Source organism: Sphingomonas colocasiae (assembly GCF_019880585.1).
Taxonomy (GTDB): Bacteria; Pseudomonadota; Alphaproteobacteria; order Sphingomonadales; family Sphingomonadaceae; genus Sphingobium_A; species Sphingobium_A colocasiae.
Genome location: NZ_JAINVV010000011.1, coordinates 117,601 through 138,484, shown reverse-complemented (window position 1 = coordinate 138,484; position 20,884 = coordinate 117,601). Strand labels below are relative to the sequence as shown.

General features: G+C 66.2%; 27 protein-coding genes. 9 read left to right on the top strand and 18 right to left on the bottom strand.

Annotated elements, in window-relative coordinates; translation table 11 throughout:
* Nucleotides 1-76 precede the first annotated feature (76 nt).
* The gene (locus K7G82_RS22260; protein WP_222992153.1) at nt 77-514 is read left to right on the top strand and encodes a hypothetical protein; all 438 of its coding nucleotides are present in this window, start codon (nt 77-79) and stop codon (nt 512-514) included.
* A gap of 18 nt (nt 515-532) precedes the next feature.
* Here the strand turns inward: K7G82_RS22260 and K7G82_RS22255 are convergent, their stop codons facing one another.
* The gene (locus K7G82_RS22255; RefSeq protein WP_222992152.1) at nt 533-1,663 is read right to left on the bottom strand and encodes a Fic family protein; all 1,131 of its coding nucleotides are present in this window, start codon (nt 1,661-1,663) and stop codon (nt 533-535) included.
* A gap of 153 nt (nt 1,664-1,816) precedes the next feature.
* On the opposite strand from K7G82_RS22255, the gene K7G82_RS22250 reads away from it, so the two are divergent.
* On the top strand, nt 1,817-2,161 hold the full coding sequence (locus K7G82_RS22250; RefSeq protein WP_222992151.1) for a hypothetical protein: 345 nt from the start codon (nt 1,817-1,819) through the stop codon (nt 2,159-2,161).
* Between the two features lie 30 nt (nt 2,162-2,191).
* Nucleotides 2,192-3,319 carry a hypothetical protein gene (locus K7G82_RS22245; protein WP_222992150.1) on the top strand — a complete coding sequence of 376 codons (1,128 nt, stop codon included), beginning with the start codon at nt 2,192-2,194 and terminating at the stop codon, nt 3,317-3,319.
* 88 nt (nt 3,320-3,407) lie between these two features.
* On the opposite strand, the gene K7G82_RS22240 is transcribed toward K7G82_RS22245, so the two are convergent.
* Nucleotides 3,408-3,854 carry a carboxymuconolactone decarboxylase family protein gene (locus K7G82_RS22240; RefSeq protein WP_222992149.1) on the bottom strand — a complete coding sequence of 149 codons (447 nt, stop codon included), beginning with the start codon at nt 3,852-3,854 and terminating at the stop codon, nt 3,408-3,410.
* A gap of 188 nt (nt 3,855-4,042) precedes the next feature.
* Between K7G82_RS22240 and K7G82_RS22235 the strand changes: the two genes are divergently transcribed.
* The 4 genes from K7G82_RS22235 to K7G82_RS22225 all read left to right on the top strand — a co-directional run bounded on the left by K7G82_RS22235 (nt 4,043) and on the right by K7G82_RS22225 (nt 5,499).
* Nucleotides 4,043-4,453, top strand: coding sequence for a hypothetical protein (locus tag K7G82_RS22235; RefSeq protein ID WP_222992148.1), 411 nt, complete (start codon nt 4,043-4,045; stop codon nt 4,451-4,453).
* Nucleotides 4,443-4,571 carry a hypothetical protein gene (locus K7G82_RS30080; RefSeq protein ID WP_281423049.1) on the top strand — a complete coding sequence of 43 codons (129 nt, stop codon included), beginning with the start codon at nt 4,443-4,445 and terminating at the stop codon, nt 4,569-4,571. Before K7G82_RS22235 ends, K7G82_RS30080 begins: the two co-directional genes overlap by 11 nt.
* A gap of 119 nt (nt 4,572-4,690) precedes the next feature.
* On the top strand, nt 4,691-5,005 hold the full coding sequence (locus K7G82_RS22230; protein ID WP_222992147.1) for a hypothetical protein: 315 nt from the start codon (nt 4,691-4,693) through the stop codon (nt 5,003-5,005).
* Nucleotides 5,006-5,292: 287 nt separating this feature from the next.
* Nucleotides 5,293-5,499: a cold-shock protein gene (locus K7G82_RS22225; protein WP_222992146.1), complete on the top strand. Its 207-nt coding sequence runs from the start codon at nt 5,293-5,295 to the stop codon at nt 5,497-5,499.
* Here K7G82_RS22225 and K7G82_RS22220 read toward each other — a convergent pair.
* The 5 genes from K7G82_RS22220 to K7G82_RS22200 all read right to left on the bottom strand — a co-directional run bounded on the left by K7G82_RS22220 (nt 5,480) and on the right by K7G82_RS22200 (nt 8,459).
* Entirely contained in the window at nt 5,480-5,758 is a 279-nt protein-coding gene (locus tag K7G82_RS22220; RefSeq protein WP_222992145.1) for a hypothetical protein, read from the bottom strand. The genes K7G82_RS22225 and K7G82_RS22220 overlap by 20 nt on opposite strands.
* Nucleotides 5,759-5,866: 108 nt before the next feature.
* Nucleotides 5,867-6,421, bottom strand: coding sequence for a DapH/DapD/GlmU-related protein (locus K7G82_RS22215; RefSeq protein WP_222992144.1), 555 nt, complete (start codon nt 6,419-6,421; stop codon nt 5,867-5,869).
* Between the two features lie 83 nt (nt 6,422-6,504).
* Complete coding sequence (locus K7G82_RS22210) at nt 6,505-6,972, bottom strand: hypothetical protein (protein ID WP_222992143.1); 468 nt, start codon at nt 6,970-6,972, stop codon at nt 6,505-6,507.
* A 208-nt stretch (nt 6,973-7,180) separates the two neighbouring features.
* Nucleotides 7,181-7,672, bottom strand: coding sequence for a P-loop nucleotide/nucleoside kinase family protein (locus K7G82_RS22205; RefSeq protein WP_222992142.1), 492 nt, complete (start codon nt 7,670-7,672; stop codon nt 7,181-7,183).
* A 349-nt stretch (nt 7,673-8,021) separates the two neighbouring features.
* Nucleotides 8,022-8,459: a PaaI family thioesterase gene (locus K7G82_RS22200; RefSeq protein WP_246623789.1), complete on the bottom strand. Its 438-nt coding sequence runs from the start codon at nt 8,457-8,459 to the stop codon at nt 8,022-8,024.
* A gap of 212 nt (nt 8,460-8,671) precedes the next feature.
* Here K7G82_RS22200 and K7G82_RS22195 point away from each other — a divergent pair, with 212 nt between their 5' ends.
* A complete protein-coding gene (locus K7G82_RS22195; protein ID WP_222992141.1) occupies nt 8,672-9,121 on the top strand; it encodes a hypothetical protein in 450 nt (149 codons plus the stop codon).
* 35 nt (nt 9,122-9,156) lie between these two features.
* Here the strand turns inward: K7G82_RS22195 and K7G82_RS22190 are convergent, their stop codons facing one another.
* Complete coding sequence (locus K7G82_RS22190; RefSeq protein WP_222992140.1) at nt 9,157-9,738, bottom strand: hypothetical protein; 582 nt, start codon at nt 9,736-9,738, stop codon at nt 9,157-9,159.
* 155 nt (nt 9,739-9,893) lie between these two features.
* Here K7G82_RS22190 and K7G82_RS22185 point away from each other — a divergent pair, with 155 nt between their 5' ends.
* Entirely contained in the window at nt 9,894-11,912 is a 2,019-nt protein-coding gene (locus K7G82_RS22185; RefSeq protein ID WP_222992139.1) for a M13-type metalloendopeptidase, read from the top strand.
* Between the two features lie 31 nt (nt 11,913-11,943).
* On the opposite strand, the gene K7G82_RS22180 is transcribed toward K7G82_RS22185, so the two are convergent.
* The 10 genes from K7G82_RS22180 to K7G82_RS22135 all read right to left on the bottom strand — a co-directional run bounded on the left by K7G82_RS22180 (nt 11,944) and on the right by K7G82_RS22135 (nt 20,738).
* Entirely contained in the window at nt 11,944-12,291 is a 348-nt protein-coding gene (locus K7G82_RS22180; protein WP_222992138.1) for a hypothetical protein, read from the bottom strand.
* Nucleotides 12,288-12,716, bottom strand: a complete 429-nt coding sequence (locus K7G82_RS22175) for a hypothetical protein (protein ID WP_222992137.1) — start codon at nt 12,714-12,716, stop codon at nt 12,288-12,290. Before K7G82_RS22175 ends, K7G82_RS22180 begins: the two co-directional genes overlap by 4 nt.
* Nucleotides 12,717-12,785: 69 nt before the next feature.
* Nucleotides 12,786-12,956 (bottom strand): hypothetical protein, encoded by a 171-nt coding sequence (locus K7G82_RS22170; RefSeq protein WP_222992136.1) that lies wholly within the window; start codon nt 12,954-12,956, stop codon nt 12,786-12,788.
* Nucleotides 12,957-13,219: 263 nt separating this feature from the next.
* Complete coding sequence (locus tag K7G82_RS22165) at nt 13,220-13,774, bottom strand: hypothetical protein (RefSeq protein ID WP_222992135.1); 555 nt, start codon at nt 13,772-13,774, stop codon at nt 13,220-13,222.
* A 41-nt stretch (nt 13,775-13,815) separates the two neighbouring features.
* On the bottom strand, nt 13,816-14,220 hold the full coding sequence (locus tag K7G82_RS22160) for a hypothetical protein (RefSeq protein ID WP_222992134.1): 405 nt from the start codon (nt 14,218-14,220) through the stop codon (nt 13,816-13,818).
* Nucleotides 14,221-14,260: 40 nt separating this feature from the next.
* Entirely contained in the window at nt 14,261-14,563 is a 303-nt protein-coding gene (locus K7G82_RS22155; protein WP_222992133.1) for a hypothetical protein, read from the bottom strand.
* 7 nt (nt 14,564-14,570) lie between these two features.
* Entirely contained in the window at nt 14,571-16,205 is a 1,635-nt protein-coding gene (locus tag K7G82_RS22150) for an N-acyl-D-amino-acid deacylase family protein (protein ID WP_222992132.1), read from the bottom strand.
* Nucleotides 16,195-17,214 (bottom strand): N-acetyltransferase DgcN family protein, encoded by a 1,020-nt coding sequence (locus K7G82_RS22145; protein WP_222992131.1) that lies wholly within the window; start codon nt 17,212-17,214, stop codon nt 16,195-16,197. Before K7G82_RS22145 ends, K7G82_RS22150 begins: the two co-directional genes overlap by 11 nt.
* Nucleotides 17,211-18,320: an alpha/beta fold hydrolase gene (locus tag K7G82_RS22140; protein WP_222992130.1), complete on the bottom strand. Its 1,110-nt coding sequence runs from the start codon at nt 18,318-18,320 to the stop codon at nt 17,211-17,213. The genes K7G82_RS22145 and K7G82_RS22140 overlap by 4 nt, the downstream gene beginning before the upstream one ends.
* A gap of 117 nt (nt 18,321-18,437) precedes the next feature.
* On the bottom strand, nt 18,438-20,738 hold the full coding sequence (locus K7G82_RS22135) for a TonB-dependent receptor (RefSeq protein WP_222992129.1): 2,301 nt from the start codon (nt 20,736-20,738) through the stop codon (nt 18,438-18,440).
* Between the last annotated feature and the right edge of the window lie 146 nt (nt 20,739-20,884).

The window sequence follows — 20,884 nt, the reverse complement described above, 5'->3', positions numbered from 1 at the left end:
GCGAATCATTTGCAAGAATGCTACGGCCTGTGCGCGGGGGCTGGCGGCGGGGTGGGCGGCATGGCACAAGCGGCCCATGACCGGCGCCCGCCACGATCCGGACGTTCCCCCCGCCATGCTGGCGCTGCCCGAAGGGGACGCCGTGCGGGTGGCAAGCGAAGCCGAATTGCGCGCCGCGCTGAAAACCCTGTCGCGGACCGGATCGGGCGGGACGATCATGCTTTCGCGCGGGCCCCAGGATCATGTCCGCGCGACGCGCCGGGGCGAAACATGGTCCGCCGTCGCCCGCCGGGGCGGATGGTGGACGAGCACCACCTTCACCGCCAGCATGACGACCGACCACGGCGCGCGCCGGGCGCGCGAAAGCCGCGCGGCCGGCACGATATGGCGGCGCATCGCGGCGGCGATCACCGCACCGCCGCCCGAATATGCGCTGAGCACCGCGCAGGTGGAGACGATCCTTGTCGACTATCTGCGGGGCGGCCGCTTCAGCATTCCGGTTTCGGGCGCGTGAAGCGGCGCGCGAAGGATCTCAGGGGTGGCGAAGATCTTCGTCGCCATCACCGATATTCAGATGATAGCGCGTCGATTTGAGTACGCCCGTCACCGTCAAGACGCCCTTTTCGACCAGATCCTGGAGGTCGCGGGTCGCGGTGGCGCGCGGGGCGCGCGTGATGCTGATATAATTGGCGGCGCTGAGCCCACCCTCGAACCCGCCCGGTCCTTCGCGGAACATACGCTCGACGACGCGCGCCTGACGGTCGTTGAGCATATCCCGGACACGATCGTAGAGCTTGGTCTTGCTGATCAGGAAGTCGATCAGATGTTGCGTATGGCCCTGCGCCTCCAGGATCGTGTCCGCGAAATAGACCAGCCAGTCGGTGACCGCGACATGCTTGTTGTTCGCTTCCAGCGCGTCGTAATAGGATCGGCGATCGCCATGGATGACATGCGAAAGCGACAGCAGGCTGGGCTGGCCGGCGGCCTGCGCCAACGCCTTCACGGCAAGCGCCCGGGCGATGCGTCCATTGCCGTCCTCATAGGGATGGATGCTCACGAAATGGAGATGTGCGAGGCCTGCGCGGGTAAGGGCGGGCAAGGGATTGGAACCATCCGGCGCGGTGCTGGCGAACCAGGCGATGAACCTGTCCATTTCCCCCGGCACCGCCCGTGCGGGTGGCGCCTCGAAATGGATTTTGGGCTGATGGACATAGCCGGAGACGACTTGCATCGGGTCTCCCCCGGTGCGGTAGCCGCCGATCCCGTGGAGATCGATGCGCCCCTGCATGAGCATCCGGTGCCATGCATGCATGACGGTGTGCGACAGGGGCTTGCCGAATCCCAGATAGAGGTCGGTCATCATTTCGGCGATGCCGCGTTCGGCCGGGGGAACCCGCCGATTGTCCGTCGCCAGGCCGAAATTGCGCAACAGCGACGATTGCACGCTGTCCCGGTTCAGCACCTCGCCTTCGATCGCCGACGTATCGAGCGCTTCACCCGTCATCATGTCGACGATGATGCCGGTGCGGATATGTTCGTCGAAATGCCGGATCGAGCCGATCTGGATGCCCGTCTCCCGCAGGAAACGCGCCTCGCGCGCCGTCAGCGCCGCTGCGTCCCATGTGAAATCCGGCCATCCGGGCTGTTCCCAGTTCCATGGCATGAGTTATAAGATCTCCGTTTATAACTCATATTATCGCATAAATTGAGTTATAAGGCCATGGTGTATGCCTCGGCCCATATGGCCTGTTGTCCGGGGGCAATCCCGCCTATTTGGAGGAACGCGCGATGATGCCATCGCCTGGCCGTGCTTCCCATGCCGATCCTGCTCGCCGCCGCGACGATGGCGCCTCCGGAGGGGCCGCTGGCCGGCCAGCTTCGCGGCGCGCTCTGGCGCGATCTGCAACTCAACGGCATGATCTACAACGGCAGCGCGCTCGCGTCGCTGTGGTACAATGCCGGCAGCGAGGACGAGAACGCGCCGCAGCTCCATATCCGGAACATGGCCTGCCGCGCCAACGCGCAGGGGCACCGCTGCGCCTTCACCCTGTGGCGGGAAGGCGGCGCGCGCATGGTGCGCGACGAACTGGCGCCCGACACGATCGCCTGCACCACGCAATTCGTCGTCCGCGCCGGCCAGCCCGGCGTGGCGCGCCGTTGAGACGACGCCATATTCGGCCATGATCCACGCATGGGGCATCATATCAGCGCGATCATCGGCAACCGGCGGACACCGGATGGGCTGATCGCGCGGCTGGGGGCGTCCGGCCCGGCCGAGCTCGATGTCGATCCGGTGATCGTTCCGCAGGACGAGAGGCTGTGCCCGCATGTCCGGCAGGCCTGCACGGCAATGTCGCGGCGAAGCCAAGCCATTTTGCTTTCCTCCCGGGCCGAGATCGGGTTATCCCTGCCTGCAATAACGGGCGGATGCACCGTCCACCCGGACGATGTCTGCCAGGGCGCATGGAGCAGGCGGATGTCGATTAAGCGCTGGATCGCGCCAATACTGGCCATTGCACTCTTTCCGATCGGTTCCGTCCCGGCATCGGCGCAGTCGGGAAATGCATTCAAAAGGGATTACTGGTTGGCCTTGCCCCGTGATCCTGGAAGCCAGACAAATATCGACGTCTCCGATGAGGCCGGTTTCTACCAGGTGCCGATCGGCGTCACGGCCAAGGCCACCGTCAGTCAGGCGATGACCGGTAGCATCGACGGTATCACCTGGAACGTTGCTGCCGGAGAGGTTTTGCTGAGACATTTTTCCGTCGATGCCGCGAACGAGATTTCGGCTTATTGCACCGAAGAAAGAAAAATAGACCGGAATATCAAAAGCAGTTTTGGCAAAAGCTTCAAGCTATGCTTTCTCGACTCTGATCAAAATCATGTTTTCGAATCATATATATTGGACGGCAGTAAAAACCGATCGCAGGGTATTGCCGATGGTGGCTTGTCTCCATTCACTGTTGTGGAAAATGCCCCACTTTGCGAAAAATGCTATATAGAGTTGATTTACTATAATGGCGGGGCCGGGCGGCCGAATGTGGCGTATCAGGTTGTCGTGGAGGGGAAGGAGGTCTCCACGCCCGGGATGGTGATTCAGGGGTTCGACAATCCTCGCATGATCCTGAAGCTGGACAATTGGCAGTTTGTTCAGAGGAAAGATCCTCTCCCGCAGAGTTTTGATTTTGGATTTGCCAAGGTTACCGTCAGGAGTTTCGATCAAAAAGCCAGAGTGGCCAATCTGGATGTGGCACAGCCTTCCTCCCCGAGAATCTTTTCGACAAGATCTTGGCCGGCGCGGTTCACGATTTACTATTGAAGCGTCCGGCGTGAACCTGCTCCCCCGATCCAACGTTTCGGGGCGGTGCAGCGGTGGGTTGCGGCGTGTATCGGAATGTGCGCGCCCCTCAGCGCTTCGCCGCCACGGGCAGGCGAAAGGGGGCGCCCAGCCGGTTGAAGGCGTTCATCGCGGCGATGGCGATGGTCAGGTCGACAAGATCCTTCTCCTCGAACACCGCCGCCGCGGCTGCATAGGCTTCGTCCGACGCATGAGTGATGCTGAGGTTGGTCACCTCCTCCGCCCAGTCCAGCGCCGCGCGATACCGGTCGGCGAACAGGTGCGGTACCTCTCGCCACACCGGCAGCAGCGCCACAATCTCCACCGGCATCGTCTTCAGCAGATCGCGGGTGTGGAGATCGATGCAATGGGCGCAGCCGTTGATCTGCGACACGCGCAGAAAGACGAGATGGACCAGCTCCTCCGGCAGGCCGGTGCGCGTGGTGATATAGTGGTGGACGCCGAACAGCGCCTTCGCGCCATCGGGGGCGACGGCGGCCCAGTTCAAACGGGTCATGGCGATTTCCTTTCGATATGCGGGCCGGTCATCGGCCTTTCCCGCATGACGAGGCGGCGCGGCGGGATGTGACATCGCCGCGCGAAAAATCTCCGCGCGCGGCGCACCCGGTTGCGCCCTTCGCCCGCCGCCGCCATGATCACGGGCGCCAAGATCACGGGCGCCAAGATCGTGGACGGAGGTGGCGGATGAGCAGGGCGAAACATCTGGCGGGCGCGGTGGTGCTGATCGCGGGCGCGGCGCTGCTGGCGCAACTGTTCGATCTTGTCGTGCTGCCCCCGGCCATGGGCTGGTTCGCCTGGACGGCGTTCATGATCGCGGCGCTGGTCCGGTTCGTCCTCGACTGGCGATCGCGCAAGGCGCTGCCGCCGCCGGCCGACCCCACCCCGGCCCGCAGCGCGCTCACCGTGATCGTCGCGACCGGCATGGTGGCGGCGACGCGCACCGTTGGCGACAGTGGCACGCTCGCCGACTATCAGGCGCCCGGCGCGATCCTGGCCGCCACCGCGATCCTCGCGCTCGCCGCCTTCCGCTTCGCCGCGCGGAACCGCGACCGGATCGGCGAGGCCCGGTTCGAGAGCGCATCCAATGTCGACTGACCGCCCGCCGCCGCCGCGCGGCGATCGGCCGCGAAAATGGCGCTGGCCCGGCCCGATCGCCAGAGGGCGCATCGTGCTGGCGCTGGTCTGCGCCATGGTGGGGTTCGTCATGCCCTAGGGGCCGGCCTCATCCGTAATGGGGCCGGACCCTAGTGGTCTGAGTGGGTCGCTTCATCCGATCGCCTGCGCTTCAGTGACGGGCTGGCGGGAAGGGCGAATTGCGATATCCTCGGCCCGATGGCGGAGCATGTTTCCAGAAGCGTCGGGCTGGGCGGCGACGGCGATGAGATCGAAGCGATCGAGGCGGTCGAGCGCGCGTTCGGCGTGACGCTGGACATGGCGGACGCGCCGGGCTGGCAGACCGCCGGCGATGTGTTCGCCTCGCTTCTGAACGCGCTTCCGATCGAAGCCCGTCGGCCCGATCTTTGGACGCGCTTCGCCGTCATATTGTGCGATCGGACAGGCGCGCGGCCGGGAGAGATCGATCCGGCCAGTCCATTGCTGGCGCGGGCGATGTTCAATCGCGGCCGGACGGGTGGGCCCTTCCTGTAGCCACGGGAACGATTCCGGCATCGCGCCATACCGGGCCGCTTGCCGCCAATGCCGGGAAAATCTCCGCGATTTCGCGCCGTTCCGCGCGGGCGAGGCCGGCCCGCCGCGCGGCGCCGGTTCGGATCGGTGACGGCCCTTCATTGCCAGATCGCCGAATATACCCTATATCGGGCCGGCTAACGTCGCCTGCGACGAATTTGATGCCTCCGGCTGATCCTTCCTCCCACGCTACTCGCTCCACCGGCGCATGCCCGTGGAAAACGCATTTTTATCGAAAGGAAGCCGTGATGCCGATCGGCACCGTCAAATTCTTCAATACCGACAAGGGCTATGGTTTCATCTCCAACGAAGACGGCTCGGGCGACAGCTTCGTCCATATCAGCGCCGTCGAGCGTTCGGGGATGGCGACGCTCAACAAGGATCAGCGGTTGAGCTACGAACTGGAGACCGATCGCCGCGGCAAGACCTCCGCGGTCAATCTCCAGTCGGCTTGATCCAGCCGGATATCGGCGCGGCGGGGATCGTTTCCGGTCCGGCCGCGCCGCTATCCTCCCCCAAATCACGGCGCAGGGTGCGCCAAAGGACAATATGACAATCCAGATACGAATTCCGAATTCCGAATTTCCCCATTTCGATACCAATCATCGCCGCCTGAAGCGGCCCATCGCCGGCCAGGCGACATCCGCCACGCTTTCGCGGCGCGAACTGCGCCGGATCATCGCAGAGATGATCGACTGAACGACGCGTCGGCATTCCAGGCAAGCCGGTCCGGGATGCGCGGGCATCCCCGCCCTGCCGGATAACGATCCCGCCATGCCCGATCGGCGCAAAGGCTGACCGGCGCCCCGCCGCGCAGGATGTTCATGCAACCGCGCGGATCACGCGCGCGGGATTGCCGGCCACCATCATGTTCGCGGGCACATGCTTCGTCACCACCGCGCCGGCGGCGACCACGGCATTTTCGCCGATCGTCACGCCGCCGATGATGGTCGCGCCCGCCGCGATCCAGACGTTGCGCCCGATAACGATAGGCCGGCCGATCGTGACCGAGCGCCGCAGCGCGGGATCGAGCGGGTGGCCGGAGGTGATGATGCTCACATTGGGGCCGATCAGCACATCGTCGCCGATCTCCACCCCGCCCAGATCGTAGAGCGTGCAATTCTGGTTGATGAACACGTTGCGCCCGATGCGGGTTTCGGTGCCGCCGGTCGCATAAAAGGGCGGGATCAGCAGGAAACCGTCATCGACCGGGCGGCCGATGAGTTCGCCGAACAGCGCGCGGATTTCGGCGGTATCGTCGAAACCCAGCCGGTTGAGCCGGGCGGTGATCGCCATCGCGCGCCGCGTTTCGGCCACCATCGCTGCGGATTCGGGTGTCTTCGATCGAACGATCCTGTCTTCATCCCGGTTTCGCATCCGGCCTTCCCCCATGTCTGCGCCGGTTCGGCCACTGCTTCGCGGCCAGGCCACTCGTTCACGACTGCCCGGTTGGCGGCGGATCAACCCGCCAGTGCGAGTTCCGCCCCGTCCTCGTCGTCATTGGCGGGCGAAACGCGATCGCGGCGTTGGCGGCGGCGTGCCTGCTTCGGTTTTGCCCTGGGCCGCTTCCAAAGGCGGGCGACAAGGGCTGCCACGGCGTTTCTGGCATTGATCCAGCACCAGGTCGCCAATGCCGCGAAGCCGGCTGCGAGTTCGATGACGGTGCTGATTTCGAAGCCGATCAGCCACATCGCCAGATCGGGCGCGAACAGGCCCAGCAGGCGGACCGGATCCGCCTCTCCGGCGCTCAGGTGGAGGACGACCAGGACCAGGATGACGAAGGTGACCGCGACATGCGCCCGGCTGAGCCGGTTCGCGAGACGGGCGGGCATATCCACCATCATGCGATGGAGCAGGCGGCCGAACGGCGTATTCCCGGCAATCGCCAGGGCCGCCCACATCATCAGGACCATGATCGCCGCCGTCATCGTTTGCTTCTGCCTCTTATGCCGTCTCGATCCCCTTGCCGCCATGCTTCAGGGTGGGCTGTCCCACTCGATCTCCATTGTAGGAGAACGCCGGTAACAACTCGCCTCATCAGCGTGGCAGCCCCTTGCAGCGTGCTGCGTGAAATGTGAATCGCGCAGCACGCTGCATTTTCACTGAGAACCGGTTCCCACTTTTCCACACGACGTTCTAATCGCGATGGAGCACGACGTCGAACCCTTCATCTTCGGTCGGCGGCACGAAATGGCTGGCGAATTGATCGAACTGCGCGTCCGTCACCGTGAATTCATGCTCGCCCGTGGCGTTGCGTTCGCGCAGGCGCGCCTTGCAGACCGCATCCGTGACGTCGAGGACGTGAAGCTGGTGGGCGACGCCCGCCTGCTCGAACAGGCCGCGCATCCATCGCCGGCTGGCGGGCGTGTTGGCGGGAAAATCGAGGGCGACCGACAGGCCGGCCCGCAACAGCGCGATCAGGTGCGGGCCCATGGCGGCGCGGAGCCGCGCGGCGTTGCGGGCATAGTCCTCAAGGCTGTTCTGCGTGTCGGGATAGAGGCGGGCGAGCCATTGATCCTCCCCGACCACGATCACGCCCGGCATGCTGCCGAGCTTTCGGATCAGTGTCGATTTGCCGGCGGCGATCTTGCCGCAGACGAGATGCAATGTCGCTGCGTTCGTTGGCATGGCGATGGACTTTCGATGCGCCGGTTCCCGGCCGGGCATGGTTGCCGGCCCGGGACGCGCGATTAAGGTTCTATGCGGGGGAGCCCGGCCCGACGGATCAGGCCGGGCGGATAATTCGCGTGCCGGTCGCGATACCGGCGATGTGAACGGGAAAAGCCATGGCCTGGACCGTGCCAGCGAACGCCGCATCCGTCCAGCCGGTTGTCGCGGCATCCGTTGCGGGAGTTGCCCGGCCTTGTGGCCTTGTGGTGCATGCACGGGCGGTGTTCAGCACCTGCGCTCGCTTCTCGAGGCTTTCCGCGATTGGGCGACGACACGCCATTGATGCATGTCGCCTGCCCTGATGGGATCACGGAAGCGCATATCCCACGGTGGATTGCGCGATCAGGCGATCCTCGGCGCCCTGCCAGATGCGCACGTCGATCGTCGCAAGGCGGCGGCCGAGCTTCAGGATATGGGCGTCGGCCATGATCGGTTCCACCTTGCAGGCGCGCAGGAAGGTGATGGAGAGCGCGTTGGTCACCGCCATCGGTTCCGGCCCATGATGCGCCGCGATCGCCGCATAGGCGGCAACATCGACCAGCGCCATCAGCGTTGGGCCCGAAACGATGCCGCCGGGGCGCAGCATGTTCGCAGTCGGCTGGAGCGACATGCGGACGGAACCCGGGGCGATGCCGACGATCTCGCCAAGCGAAGGGCGGGTTTCGGCCGGGAAGGTCGCATCCAGAAATGCGGACAGTTCCTCCACGGTCATGCGCGGTGCCGGCGGATGCGTGTTCTGCGTCATGACCCGGCCCTATAGCCGCGCGTGATAGCGGCGCAATCCGGATCGGAACTGCCGCCCGACAGTCGCCGGACGGGTTCTGGACTTGCCGATATTCAGGGCGGGGCGGATGCCGCATCCCGGAACGGATTGGCGAAGATCGCCTCCTGACCCCCCTGCGCCGCGATTGCGCCCGGCCATGCGATGCGGCAGGTTCGGGCATGGGAGGATCGGCGATGGCACTGGACGGAATCTTGACGGCTCTTGGCGGCAGGATCAGGCGTCATGCCGATTTGCTGCTGCTGCTGGCCGGAGCGGCGCTGGCGATGATCGCGCTGCCGTCGGAGGCCTTCTGGCCCGGTTTCCTCCTGTTCGCGCTGGGCATGTCTGCCGGCCAGTGGGAAGAAAAGATCAACCCAAAGCGGAACCGGGAAGGGGAGGAGGCGCTTCCGACGCCGCCCTGGAGCGAGATGGATGCGGCGGAAAAGCGGGCCTATGTGCTGCCTCCGCTGATCTATGGCGCGCTTTCTGTTCCGCTCCTGGCCGCATTGTTCCTTGTCGACTTCCGGGAGATCGGATGGGTGTTCCTGATCGGTGGCTGCGCCCTTGCCGCATGCGCGATCTATTCGGGCCGGCAGCGCTGGAAAGGGCGGTTCGGGACCTGGGCGCCCCTGTCTCCCGGCTGAGTCTGCCGGCCGAGTTCCCCGGCTGAGCGGCGGCCTCAGCCGATCTCCCGCAGTTTCAGCAATTGACGCAGATCGGCGAACGCTCCGGCGATCGCGGCTTCGTTGTCGCAGCGATCGACCTTCGCGATCAGCGAGATCACCACCTCCTCGTTATGGTCGGGCGTCGTGCGGAGATATTGCCGGATCGCCAGCGACGCGCCGGCCGGATTCCAGCCATGGCGCGCCAGCCAGGACAGATCATGTTCCTCCGCCGCGTCGGCGGCGGTGATCGCGGCGCATTGCGTGCGCACGCGGAATTCCGGCAGGTCGCCGGTGGGGAGATGATCGTAATTGGAAGCGCCGCTGCGGTCCGCCACCCGCTCCGCATGAAGCAGGATCGCCCGGTCTCGGGCGAGAAAGCCGGCGAGCGTCACCTGATAGGGGCGCGTGTTGAAGACGGCGTCGCGGCTGGTGGGCGCCGCGACCCTGAACCTGCCCGGGCGGGCGAGTTCGAGGCGGATCGCGTGCGTCGTCCGCAGCGCATGGGGCGATGCCGTGATGAACGAAAATGCGGGCGCGGCGGCGGCGGCGCTTGCCGCGAAAACCAGCGCCGCCGCGATTGCCGACCGGATCGTCATTTGCCGCCCCCCAAACCAATGCGCGCCGCAGACTGCTCGGCCGGGCGGCCGGGCGCAACCGGTTCGCGGCTTCACCTCGTCGCTTGCCGGTCGTTGCCACGCGATGATTACATATGTAGTCAATGTTCGCGACGCAATGATGGAGCGCGGCATCGATGATGAAAGCTGGGCTTTCCACACGGCGGGACGCGATCATCGGGCTGGGGGCGTTCTCCGCCGGCCTTGCCTGTGTGCCGGGCCCGGCATGGGCAGGCGGTTCCGGGGACGGCATTGCGCCCGGCGACGATTTCTACCGTCACATCAACGCGGCGGAGATCGATGCGATGACGATCCCGCCGGGCAAATGGGATCTCGGCCAGTTCGATCTGGTCAGCATGCGCGTCGCGGGGCAGATGGAGGCGCTGGTCCGGGTGGCGGCCGCGCGGCGCGGTGCGCCGCGATCGGACGAGGAGGGGCGGGTGGTGGCCGCCTGGCGCGCGCTGCTGGACGAGGGAGCGATCGCCGGGCGCGGCGCGGCGGCGCTCGCCGAGCGGCTTGCCCCCATTTTCGCGGCCGGCACGCATGATGCGATCGCGTTGCGGATGGCCGATCCGTGCCAGCCATCGCCCTTCGCCTTCAACGTCTTTCCCGCACAGGGCGAATGGCTGGCCCATCTCGACACGCAGAATCACGAACAGCCGTTCCTGGGTCTGCCCGTCACCGCCTATGCGGCCGACGATGCGCGTTCGATCGCGATGCGCGCCGCCTATGCGGAGGGCATCGCGGCGCTGCTGGGGCTGGCGGGGATCGCGGACGGCGCGCGACGCGCCGCCGATATCCTGGCGATCGAAACGGGGCTGGCCGCGCGGCAATGGCCGCTGGAGCGGCTGCGCGATCGCCGCGCCAACCTGCACGTGATGACGGTGGCGGAGCTCGAGGCGTTCGCGCCCGGGCTCCCCTGGCGTGCGATGCTGCGCGTGCGCGGACTGGAGGGGATATCGCGCGTCAATCTCGGCACCGACGGCGCGGTGGCGGCGATGGCGCGCTTCTTCGCGGAAACGCCGGTGGAAGGCTGGCGGAGCTGGCTGGCGCTGGGCCGCATCCGCGACGGCGCGGCGGTGCTGCCCTCGCCATTGCGCGCGGCGGTTCACCGGCTATCGCTGATCCCGAGCGGGCGGGACGCGCCGCCGCCCGCGCGCGCGGCGGAAGCGATCCGTTTCCTGACGCGCCGCATGCCGATGGATCTGGGCCGGCTCTATGTGGAGGCGCATGTCGGGGCGCGGACGCGCAGCGAAACCGCCGCGATGCTCAGCTATCTCAAACGCGCCATGGCGGAGCGGCTGCGCGCGGCGGACTGGCTGGATGCCGGATCGAAGGCGGAGGCGCTGGCGAAACTCGACGCGATGGGGCTGAAGGCGGCCTATCCGCGCAGTTGGCCCGCCTGGCATGGCCCCGCCTTGAGCGCGGACGACGCGGCGGGCAATCTCGATACGCTCTCGCGGCGCAACTGGGCGTTGCAGCGCACGCGGCTGGCGGGCGACGGGGGCGAACTCTGGTATCAGGCGCCGCAATTCGTCAACGCCAGCTACAGCGTGCTGCTGAACAGCATCGAGGTTCCGGCCGCGATCCTGCAACCGCCCTTCTTTTCGGCGGATCGCCATCCCGCCGCCAATTTCGGTGCGATCGGCGCGATCGTGGGGCACGAGATAGGGCACGGATTCGACGATCAGGGGCTGCTCTACGACAGCCTTGGCGTGCTGTGCGACTGGATGTCCACCGCCGCGCGCGCCGCGTTCGCCGAACGGGCGGAACGGCTGGTGAGCCAATATGAGGGGTTCGAGCCGCTGCCCGGGCTGAAGCTGAACGGGCGCCGCACGCTGGGCGAGAATATCGCCGACCTGTCGGGCGTGTCGCTGGCGCTGAGGGCCTGGCAGCTTTATCGCGCCGATCACCCCGGCAGCGCGCCCGACGAGCGCACCGCGCTGCGCGCCTTCTTCGCGAGCTGGGCGAAATGCTGGTGCTACAAGGCGCCCGACGACGCGATCCGCCATATCGTGGCCAACAGCTACCATGCGCCCGCCGCCTGCCGCGTCAACGGCGTGGTGCGCAATCTGGACGGCTGGTACGACGCCTTCGCCATCGGCCCCGGCGAGGCGCTCTATCTGCCGCCGGACGAGCGCGTCCGGCTGTGGTGACGCGCGGCGATGCCGCGTCCGGAAACAGGGATCAGCGCGGATTGCGCCGGTAATGGCGCCATCGCTTGAATGCCTGGACGCTGCCGGCCAGGATCAGCATCATGCCAAATACCAGTGCGGTCGCGAACGTCGTGGACAATGCATAGGTGATGGCTTCGGCTATCGCGGGATGGCCGGTTTCCGCCGGTCTCGGCACGAGGAATATCATCGCAAGGAAGATCGCGACCGATGCGGTCAGCGCAGCGGCGCCGATGACGATTCTCGTAGCCGGCGCTTCAAGCCGGAGGTTCCGGTAAATGCCATTGCCGAAGAAACACGCGCCGCCGAACAGGATAATCAGGCCGATCGCCTTCAGTGTGCCGGGTTCCCAGATGCTCATGCCGGTTCCGGGGCAGGGCGTTGGATCTCGTCCTTCTTGTACGCCGTATAAGTCAACGCGTGGTAATAGCTCGCGCAGGCGCTGAGAAGGAGAATCTTCCCCCAATCGTCGATCCGGCCATCGATCAGCAGGAACCACAACACAAAGACGCCAACGGCCGTCGGAAAGCGGAACAGGGCTTTGAGCACGGCATCGACCGGCCGGATTACCAGTTCGATCTCACCGCCCGCGCGCCGGATCGCACTGATGCTGTGGCGGTTCTTCAGCCATACCGCGCCGGTGGCGGCTGCCATCACGATGCCGAACAGCAGCGTCGTGGTGAGACCGTAGGATTCGGGCCGGAGCCCGAGGCGCCCCATCGCCAGCAACGCGATCGCCAGCCCGGCAAGACCGCCCGGCCAGGCCCAGATCCAGTCCCGCTTCATCGTCTCTCCTTGCCGGCCTTCCCGGGTAGGATCGACGATTTCGGCGGCAACCGCAACGGGGCTTCGCGATCAGATCGGCCCTTCGTGCGGCGGGATCGGCTGCGTCACGATCCGATCGGCATAAAGCTGCGCGAAATTCAGGTGCGTCTGCCGGATCGCGGGATCGCTGGTGCGTTCGGCGGCGTCGCGGCATTCCTGTTCGCGGCGCAGATAATAATCGTGCTGATTTTCCTGGGGCATGATGTGCCTCCGGCTTTCACAAGCGGCGGCGCAACATGATTGCCGTCATTCGACGCCCGCTTGCGGTTCAACCGTGGCGTCAATGCGATCATCATACAGGCGCCGGCCGCTTATGTGTTGATCCAGATCAACGGCCATGAATCGGGATTTTCCAGCAGGTTATGTGGAAAAACGCTTCGCCGCATGCGGGCGGGCGCGGCGCGTGCGGCGATCGGACGCGCATGCCGAGTCGCGAAAAGGTACCGCGGCGGCGAAAAATCGGCTCAGCCCTCGATCGCCATGGCGATCGCGACCGCCTTCGATTTCAGATCCCCCGCCGGCGCCGGATTGGCGCCGAAAATGAGGGCGCCGGGCGGCGTGACCACGATCATCCGGCCATCCTGCGGCACATAGGAAAGCGTGTTCAGCCGGGGCGCCCAGATCGCCTTGCCCTTCGGCATCGCCACATCCTCCGACGGCCCGGTCGCGTCGGGCTGCGATTTCAGGCCGGCGATCTGGGCGTCGATCGTCGATCCGTCGCTCCTGTCCTGCCGCAGCAGCACGGTGAAGCTGCTCTTGCCGTCCGCGCTGGAATAGCTGCAGGTGGAAACGAGCGTCTGTTCGTTGCCCGTCTGCCCCGGCGTTTCGGCCTTCGCCACCGCGAATCCGGCGGCCTTGCCGGCCGCGTCCGCCGGGAAGGTCTTGCAGGCGTCGGCCGCCCAGTCCGCCGATTTGCCCGATCCGCCATCCGCGCCGCCGCCGTTTCCGTTGCCGCCGCAGCCGGCGACGAGGCCGGTCAGCAGCAATGTGCAGAGCGAGGCGGCAAGGGGTCTGATCATGGATGATGTCCTTCTGGCTGGTGGATCGGCTTGCCGGATGGTCAGCGTTTGCGGCGCGCCGGCGCCCTGGCGGGCGCGGGCGGCGTTTCGAACCAGTATCGGCTTTCGTCGGGCAGGATGGCGATGAAGCCGGCATCGGTTTCGGCCAGGCGGAAGCGCGGACGGTGCAGCGGATCCTCGAACCGCGCCTCGCCCGTGTCCGCATCGAACACCCATCGCGCGGATTCGGCGATGGCGGGCACCGATCCGCAGCCCTTCGCCGCGAACTGGCCGCCGACATCGTCGGCCCAGGCGATCTCGACGCGGCACAGCGTGCGCGCCGAATCCTCGGTCTTCACCACATAATGGCCGAGATAATAGCGCTCGATCTCACTGGCCGGGCGCGCCATCGCGGCGGATCCGCAGGCCAGGGCCATCATCGCCGGCAATTGCGCCCATTTCGCCATATCCGCCCCCCGCCGGGCGGATGAGATCGCCCGGCGACCATCAAACACGCCTTGCCTGCGCGGGCAAGATGGCGGGTGGGGCGGCTTTGCGAATATCGGTTGCGCAGGCACGAAACATGTTCGTGCCGACGCGATGCTTGTGAGCGGGTTGGGGACGGACAGGCAGATCCACGGCGGCAGGATCGAAGATCGATGCGCGATCGAGCACTGCCGGGGGCTTCGTCATCTCGTCCTGCGTCCACATCCCGCTGCGCCCATCAATGAAGCGGGCGCTGTCATCGTCGATGAACGATAGGGCGTCTTGCGTGGCTTCATCGGCAAAGCCGATATTCTTGCTCGCCACAATGCAATCAGCCACTTGGATCGCGGTTTCGGCAGGCAGTTCTTGCGCAGCCGCGGCGGATCACCTGGCCGGGCAGGGCTTCGCGGAGCCTGGAATCGCGAATGACGGGAACGCCGTTGACCAGCAGGTGGATCACGCCTTCGGAATGACGGTGGGGATCGGCGAAGGTGGAGCGATCGGCGATCGCGGCTTCGTCGAAGATCGTGATATCGGCGTGGTGGCCGATGGCGAGCACGCCGCGCCCCTTCAATCCCAGCGCGCGGGCGGGAACCGACGTCGTCTTCGCGATCGCGGCTTCCAGCGGCATCAGCGCGCGATCGCGGACATAATGGCCCAGGAAGCGCGGAAAGGCGCCATAGCTGCGCGGATGCGGGAAACCCGCACCAAAGGCGAACAGATCGCCGTCCGACGAAAGCGATGCGGCGGGATGGGCGAGAAAATCCAGCATGTCGCGTTCGGACATCGCTTCGAATATGCCGGTGAAGCCGCCGCGCGCCTGCAGGTCGACGATCGCGTCGATGCCTGCATCCAGCGTGGGCGGGCGCCCGTTGGCGGCCAGATAGTCGCCCAGCGTGCGCCCGGCGAAGCCGGAGACGCCGTCGCGGAAGCGCAGGCTGTCGAGCTGCCCGCCGGTCTGTATCGGATAGAGCGTCCGCGCTTCCGCCACGATCCGCGCGCGGGTGGCGCCGTCCGCTGCGCGCGCCGCGAATTCGCGATCGCCGCCCGCGAGCGACCATGGCGGCAGCAACACCGTGGAATAGGTGCTGTAGGCGGTATAGGGATAGACGTCGAAACTGACCCGCTGGCCGGCGGCGCGCGCGTCGTCGATCCGGGCGAGCATGGCCGGGGCCAGCCCCCAATGGCGCATGCCGGTGATCTTGAGATGGCTGATATGAACGGGGAGCTTCGCGGCCCGGCCGATCTCCAGCGCCTCGTCGATCGCTTCGCGCAGGCGGGCGCCTTCGTCGCGCAGATGGGTGACATACAGCGCGCCGGGGCGCGCGGCGGCGCGGGCCAATGCCACCAGTTCGTCGGTGCGCGCATAGGCGGCGGGGATATATTCCAGCCCGGTCCCGAGGCCGAACGCGCCGTCGTCCATCGCTTCCCGGACCAGGTGACGCATGCGCGCCAGTTCGCCGGACGTTGGCGCGCGGTTCGCCAGACCCATCACATGTTTCCGTGCCCAGCTATGGCCCGCCGTCCACAGCGTGTTGGGCGCGACGCGCAGCGCCGACAGGAAGGGAGCGAGCGGATAGGGCTGATCCAGGCTGTGCAGGCTGTTCGCGATCGTGGTAATGCCCTGGCGCAGCAGGTTTTCCGGGCGCGGAAAGGTCGCGATATCGGTGATATGCGCATGCGGCTCGATAAAGCCCGGCGCGACGATCAGGCCCGATGCGTCGATTACGTCGCGCGCGTCCGCCGCCAGGTCGGGCGCGATCGCGGCGATGCGGCCGGCGCGAATGGCGACATCGGCGCGGATGCGCGCTGCGCCGGTGCCGTCGATCACCTGCCCCCCGCGCACCAGCAGGTCATGCCCGCCGCTCGCCGCGCGCAACGCGCCGCCCATCACCGGGATCGCCCCCAGCACGGCACCGATCGCGGCCCGGCGCGACCAGCCGTCGGCCACGGGCTTACCGGGCAAGAATGTGATCCACGATCGGGTCTACCCCGGTGCGCACCGGATCGACACAGGGCACGCCCAGCGCCGTAGCCGCGTCCGCTATCGCGCGTTCGGTGGCGTCGGGCGTCAACCGGCTGGTGTTGAGGCTGCAGCCGACCAGCCGCACTGCGGGATTGGTGAGCCGCGCAAGCTGGAGGTTTGTCTGCGCGCATTCGGCGAGCGACGGCAGCGGCAGGCCGGGGAAATCGCCGTTCGTCCGCCGGCCCGCATCATGGCATAGCACGATCGCGTCGGGCTGGCTGCCGTGCAGCAATCCCAGCGAAACCCCGGCATAGGAGGGGTGGAAAAGCGATCCCTGGCCCTCGACCAGATCCCAATGCATGTCCGCCGCATCCGGGCTGAGGCTTTCCGCCGCACCCGACAGGAAATCCGACACCACGGCATCGACGGAGACGCCGCCGCCGGCGATGAAGATTCCGGTCTGCCCGGTGGCGCGGAAATCCGCCGCGATGCCCCGGCGCCGCATGGCTTGTTCGAGCGCGAGCGCGGTGAACATCTTGCCGACGGCACAATCGGTGCCCACCGTCAGCAGCCGCTTGCCGTTGCGGCGCCGATAATCGCCGACCGAAAAAAGGCGTTCGGGATGGCGGACGTCGATCAGGCGCCGCTGGTGTCGCGCCGCCGCTGCCGCGATCGCGGGCACGTCGCCCAGACGGACATGCAGCCCGCTCGCCACATCCAGCCCGGCTTCCAGCGCGGCGACGATCGCACGCGTCCAATGTTCGGGAATTGCGCCGCCCAGCGGCGCCAGGCCGACGAGCAAGGTGCATATGCCCCTGGCTGCCGCGGCGGCGGGATCGAGTTCGGGCAGGCCCAGATCGACGTTGCAACCCGGCAGCGAGAATTGCGCCGCGCAATCCCGGCCGCGCCAGTGATGGACGCCGATCGCGGTCTTGGCGGTTTCGCGATCGGGCGCGTCGCCCAGGAACAGCAGATAAGGGCGTGCGATCGCCCCGAGCGGCGCGCTCATCGCGGTTTCTCCGAGGCGCGCGGAAGAACGGCATAGGGGGGGGCACCCTCGGTCAGGGGCAGGACCCGCGATACCAGTGCGGTGAGGAAGCGGCCGGGTTCCTCGAGCATGACGAAGTGCGAACTGCGTTCGAAGGTGACGAGCGTCTTTGCAGGTGCCTTCAGCGTTTCGAACCAGGCCCGGCCCGCCGCATAGGGGGTCGCAAGGTCGTAGCGGCCCAGCAGCAGGACGACGGGCACCTGAAAGCCGCCGAGCCGGCGGAGGTCGTCGGTCATCATATCGTGCATGATCCGGCTTTCGGACAGCCAGGCCGATCCCTGGCGAAAGGCCGCGACATCGGCATCCGAATATTCGGGCGCCAGTTCCGCCATGTCGTACATCGGCTTCAGATCGCGATGGCCGTACCACATCCCGTCATAGCGCGCGGCGTAACGCCGCAGCGCGGAGCCGACATCCAGCGGCAATTCGCCGTTCGCGCGGGGATAGGGGCCAAGTGCCTTGAGTTCGGCGGCGGCGGCGGCATCGCCCGCGCGTTCGGCCGCGGCGATGGTTTCGCGGTAGAGGATCGCCTCGTCATCCGGGCCGACGGCCTGGCCGACGCCCACATAGGCGCTCACCTTGTCCGGAAAACGGTGCGCCAGATGGGCGCCGACCATCGATCCCCAGGAGAATCCCAGCACGACCACCTTGTCCTTGCCCAGCCGGGTGCGGACATGATCTATGACGGCGGCGCCGTCCTGGACGACGCGATCGAGCGAAAGCGTGGGCAACAGCTTCTGTCGGTCCGCCCCGGCGGCGTTCTTGCCGACGCCACGCTGATCCCAGTTCACGACCGTGAAATAATCCTCCCACGGGGCCTGATAGGCCCAGTTGAGCGGCATCATCGCGGTGCCCGGCCCGCCATGGACGAACAGCAGCACGGGATTGGCCCGATTGCGCCCGCGAATGGAGATCCATTGCCTGTCGTCACCGACATCGACCTGTTCGAGGATCTCGATCCCTTCGGGCGTGGCGATGCGCCGCGCGTCACCGACGATCTTCGTAACGGGCGCGCGGTCGGCGATCGTTTCGAGCGGCGTGGCGGCGGCCGGCGAAAGGGGGAACATCGAAAGGGCCAGAAGGGGCGTCAGCCAGCGCATTGTCGTCGGTCCGATCACGAGAGCGATTTGCAGGTCGATGGGATCATCGCATGACTCGAAAGTCGCGGCGAAACAACGATCCGGTCAGAAATCATAGCTGAGCCGCGCGCCGATCGTCCGGGGACGGCCGATCGACCATGTCCGCCCGTCGAGCGACGACGAGCCGAACCGTTCGACCGAATTATTGTAGACGGGCGTGACGTCGAACAGGTTGCTGACGATCGCGACCAGTTCCCAGCGATCCTTCGAAACCCCCGCCTGCAACCCGGCCAGGACGAAGGACGGAAGCTCGGTCGCCAGGGCGGGACGCGTGCCGACACCGCCGAAGCCGGTCTGGCGGGTGTCGGTGAAGGTCAGGTCTCCGCGCAGGATGCCGTCGAGCCGGCCGGACAGGAGAAAACGATAATCGGCGCGCAGCGCGGCCGTCCATTCGGGAACGAATTGCAGCCGCTCGCCCTTGTCGATGCGGCCGATCGCATTGTCGTTGTCGAAACGGGAATCGGTATAACCCAGGTCGAAACCCAGCGTCAGCCCGCGCGCGGGCGCGGCGGACAGGCTGATCTCGACGCCCTGGCTGGTCGCCCTGCCGCCGTTGATCGCGAAGAAATTGCCGCAGGTGGGCAGCACGATGCCCTGCTGGATGCCGTCATAACGGATGTGGAATCCGGTGATATTGGCGGAAAAGCTGTTGTCCGCGCTGGTGAAGCGGATGCCGGCTTCCTTGTTCTTCAGCTTTTCGGGATCGGTGAAGGGCTGAAGCGATGCGCGATCGATACCGAGATTGCGGAAATCGAGATCGCACAGCGCCCCCGGCAAGGCACGCGACTGGCCGGGGCGGAACCCCTCCGAATAGCGGGCATAGGCGAACAGGCGCGGCGTAAGCTGAAAGGATCCGGTCGCCGAATAAAGCTCTCCCTTCGATCGGACCCGGCCCGACGTGCCCTGCGGGAACAGCACATCGGGATGATCGGTGACGACGCGGCTGCTTTTCCGGTCATAATGGCGCATGCCGATGGTGATCTCTCCGCGATCGCCCGCGAATTTCCATGAGAGATTGCCGAAGATCGCGGTTTCGCGGAAATCGGTGCGATCATGATAGCCAATCTCGGTCAGGCTGTTCGGATCGCCGCCATAGACGCCCACGGCATAGTCGGGGATCGGCGTGAAGAAGCCGTTGGAATAATCCTCGATCGCCTTGCCGTCGAGATAATAACCGCCGAGCAGAAGCTGGACGGGAAAGCGCCAGGCCGAAGCGAAGCGGATTTCCTGCGAGACCTGGCGCGTCTTGCGCGGCCGTGTGGCGGGGGCCAGCTTCAATGTGTTCGGATTGGTCGCGAACGGGCCGTTCACGCGGGGATCGAACCCCGGATAGGAATAGCCGCCGAACAATGCGGGATCGAGAAAGAACAGGCCGTTCAGATCGAATTGCAGGCGCTGATCCTGGCGGACATAGCCGGTGGAGCTGGTGATCGCGCCGATACCCAGATCGATATTGGCGGTGCCGTTGAATACCCAGCTTTCATCGTCGACGAATTCGCGATGGAACCTGACGGCCAGCCGGTCGGACGGTTTGCCCATTGGCGTGAAGATCGAACGGTCGCTGTCGGCCAGGCCGCTGATATCCCGCTTGTTGTAAAGCAATGAAAGCGTGAGATCCACGGTTTCGGAGGGTTTGAGGCCCAGGGCGAGCCGGCCGGTGAGGCGGTTCTCGTCGTTGACGTCCTTTTCGATCGTGCCGCTCGGCGGATGGAGATTGTCGACGAACCCGCCCTTGCGATCGAAGACCAGGCTGCCGCGAACCGCAATTCCGGAACCGAGCGGGACATTGATCGCCGCTGCGGCGCCATAGCTGGGATCACCGTTGCGGGTGGTGGAAGCGCTCAATTCGCCCTTGCCCAGAAAATGCTCATGATCCGGCGCGGCGGAGATGTAACGGATCAGGCCGCCCGCCGAGGATGCGCCGTAGAGATCGCCCTGCGGCCCCTTCAGCACTTCCACCCGCGCGATATCGTAAAGCTGGGGATCGAGCGCATTGGGGATCAGGATATCGTCGAGATAGGTGACGACGGTAGGATCTCCGCCGCCCGAGGGGGCGATGCCGCGCAGGATGATGTTGCGCGTGCCCGCACCCGACATGCCCGAAAAGGTGAGCGAGGGGATGAAGCGGCTGAACTCCTCCAGATTGCGGAGCGCGCGCCGTTCCAGCGTTTCGCTGCTCAGCGGCTGCACGCTGGCTGGCACGGTCTGCAGTGTCTGTTCGCGCTTCTGCGCGGTGACGACGATATCGTCGAGCGTTTCCTGCGCAGCGGCCGCGCCCGGCAGGCCGCCCGTCAGCATGGTGGTGGCGAAGAGCGCGAAAACCGTGCGCCGCGTCATCCGAATCATCGATTGCCCCTTTCAAATTTCGCGCCGGACTCGAACGGGGCGGGGCGTGCGGACAATGTCCCTCAAGGGACAGGAACTGGACGGACCGGGGTGCGGAGGCCGGCGAAGAAACCCGGCAATGGCGCTTTTCCGACGATTTTCCGGGT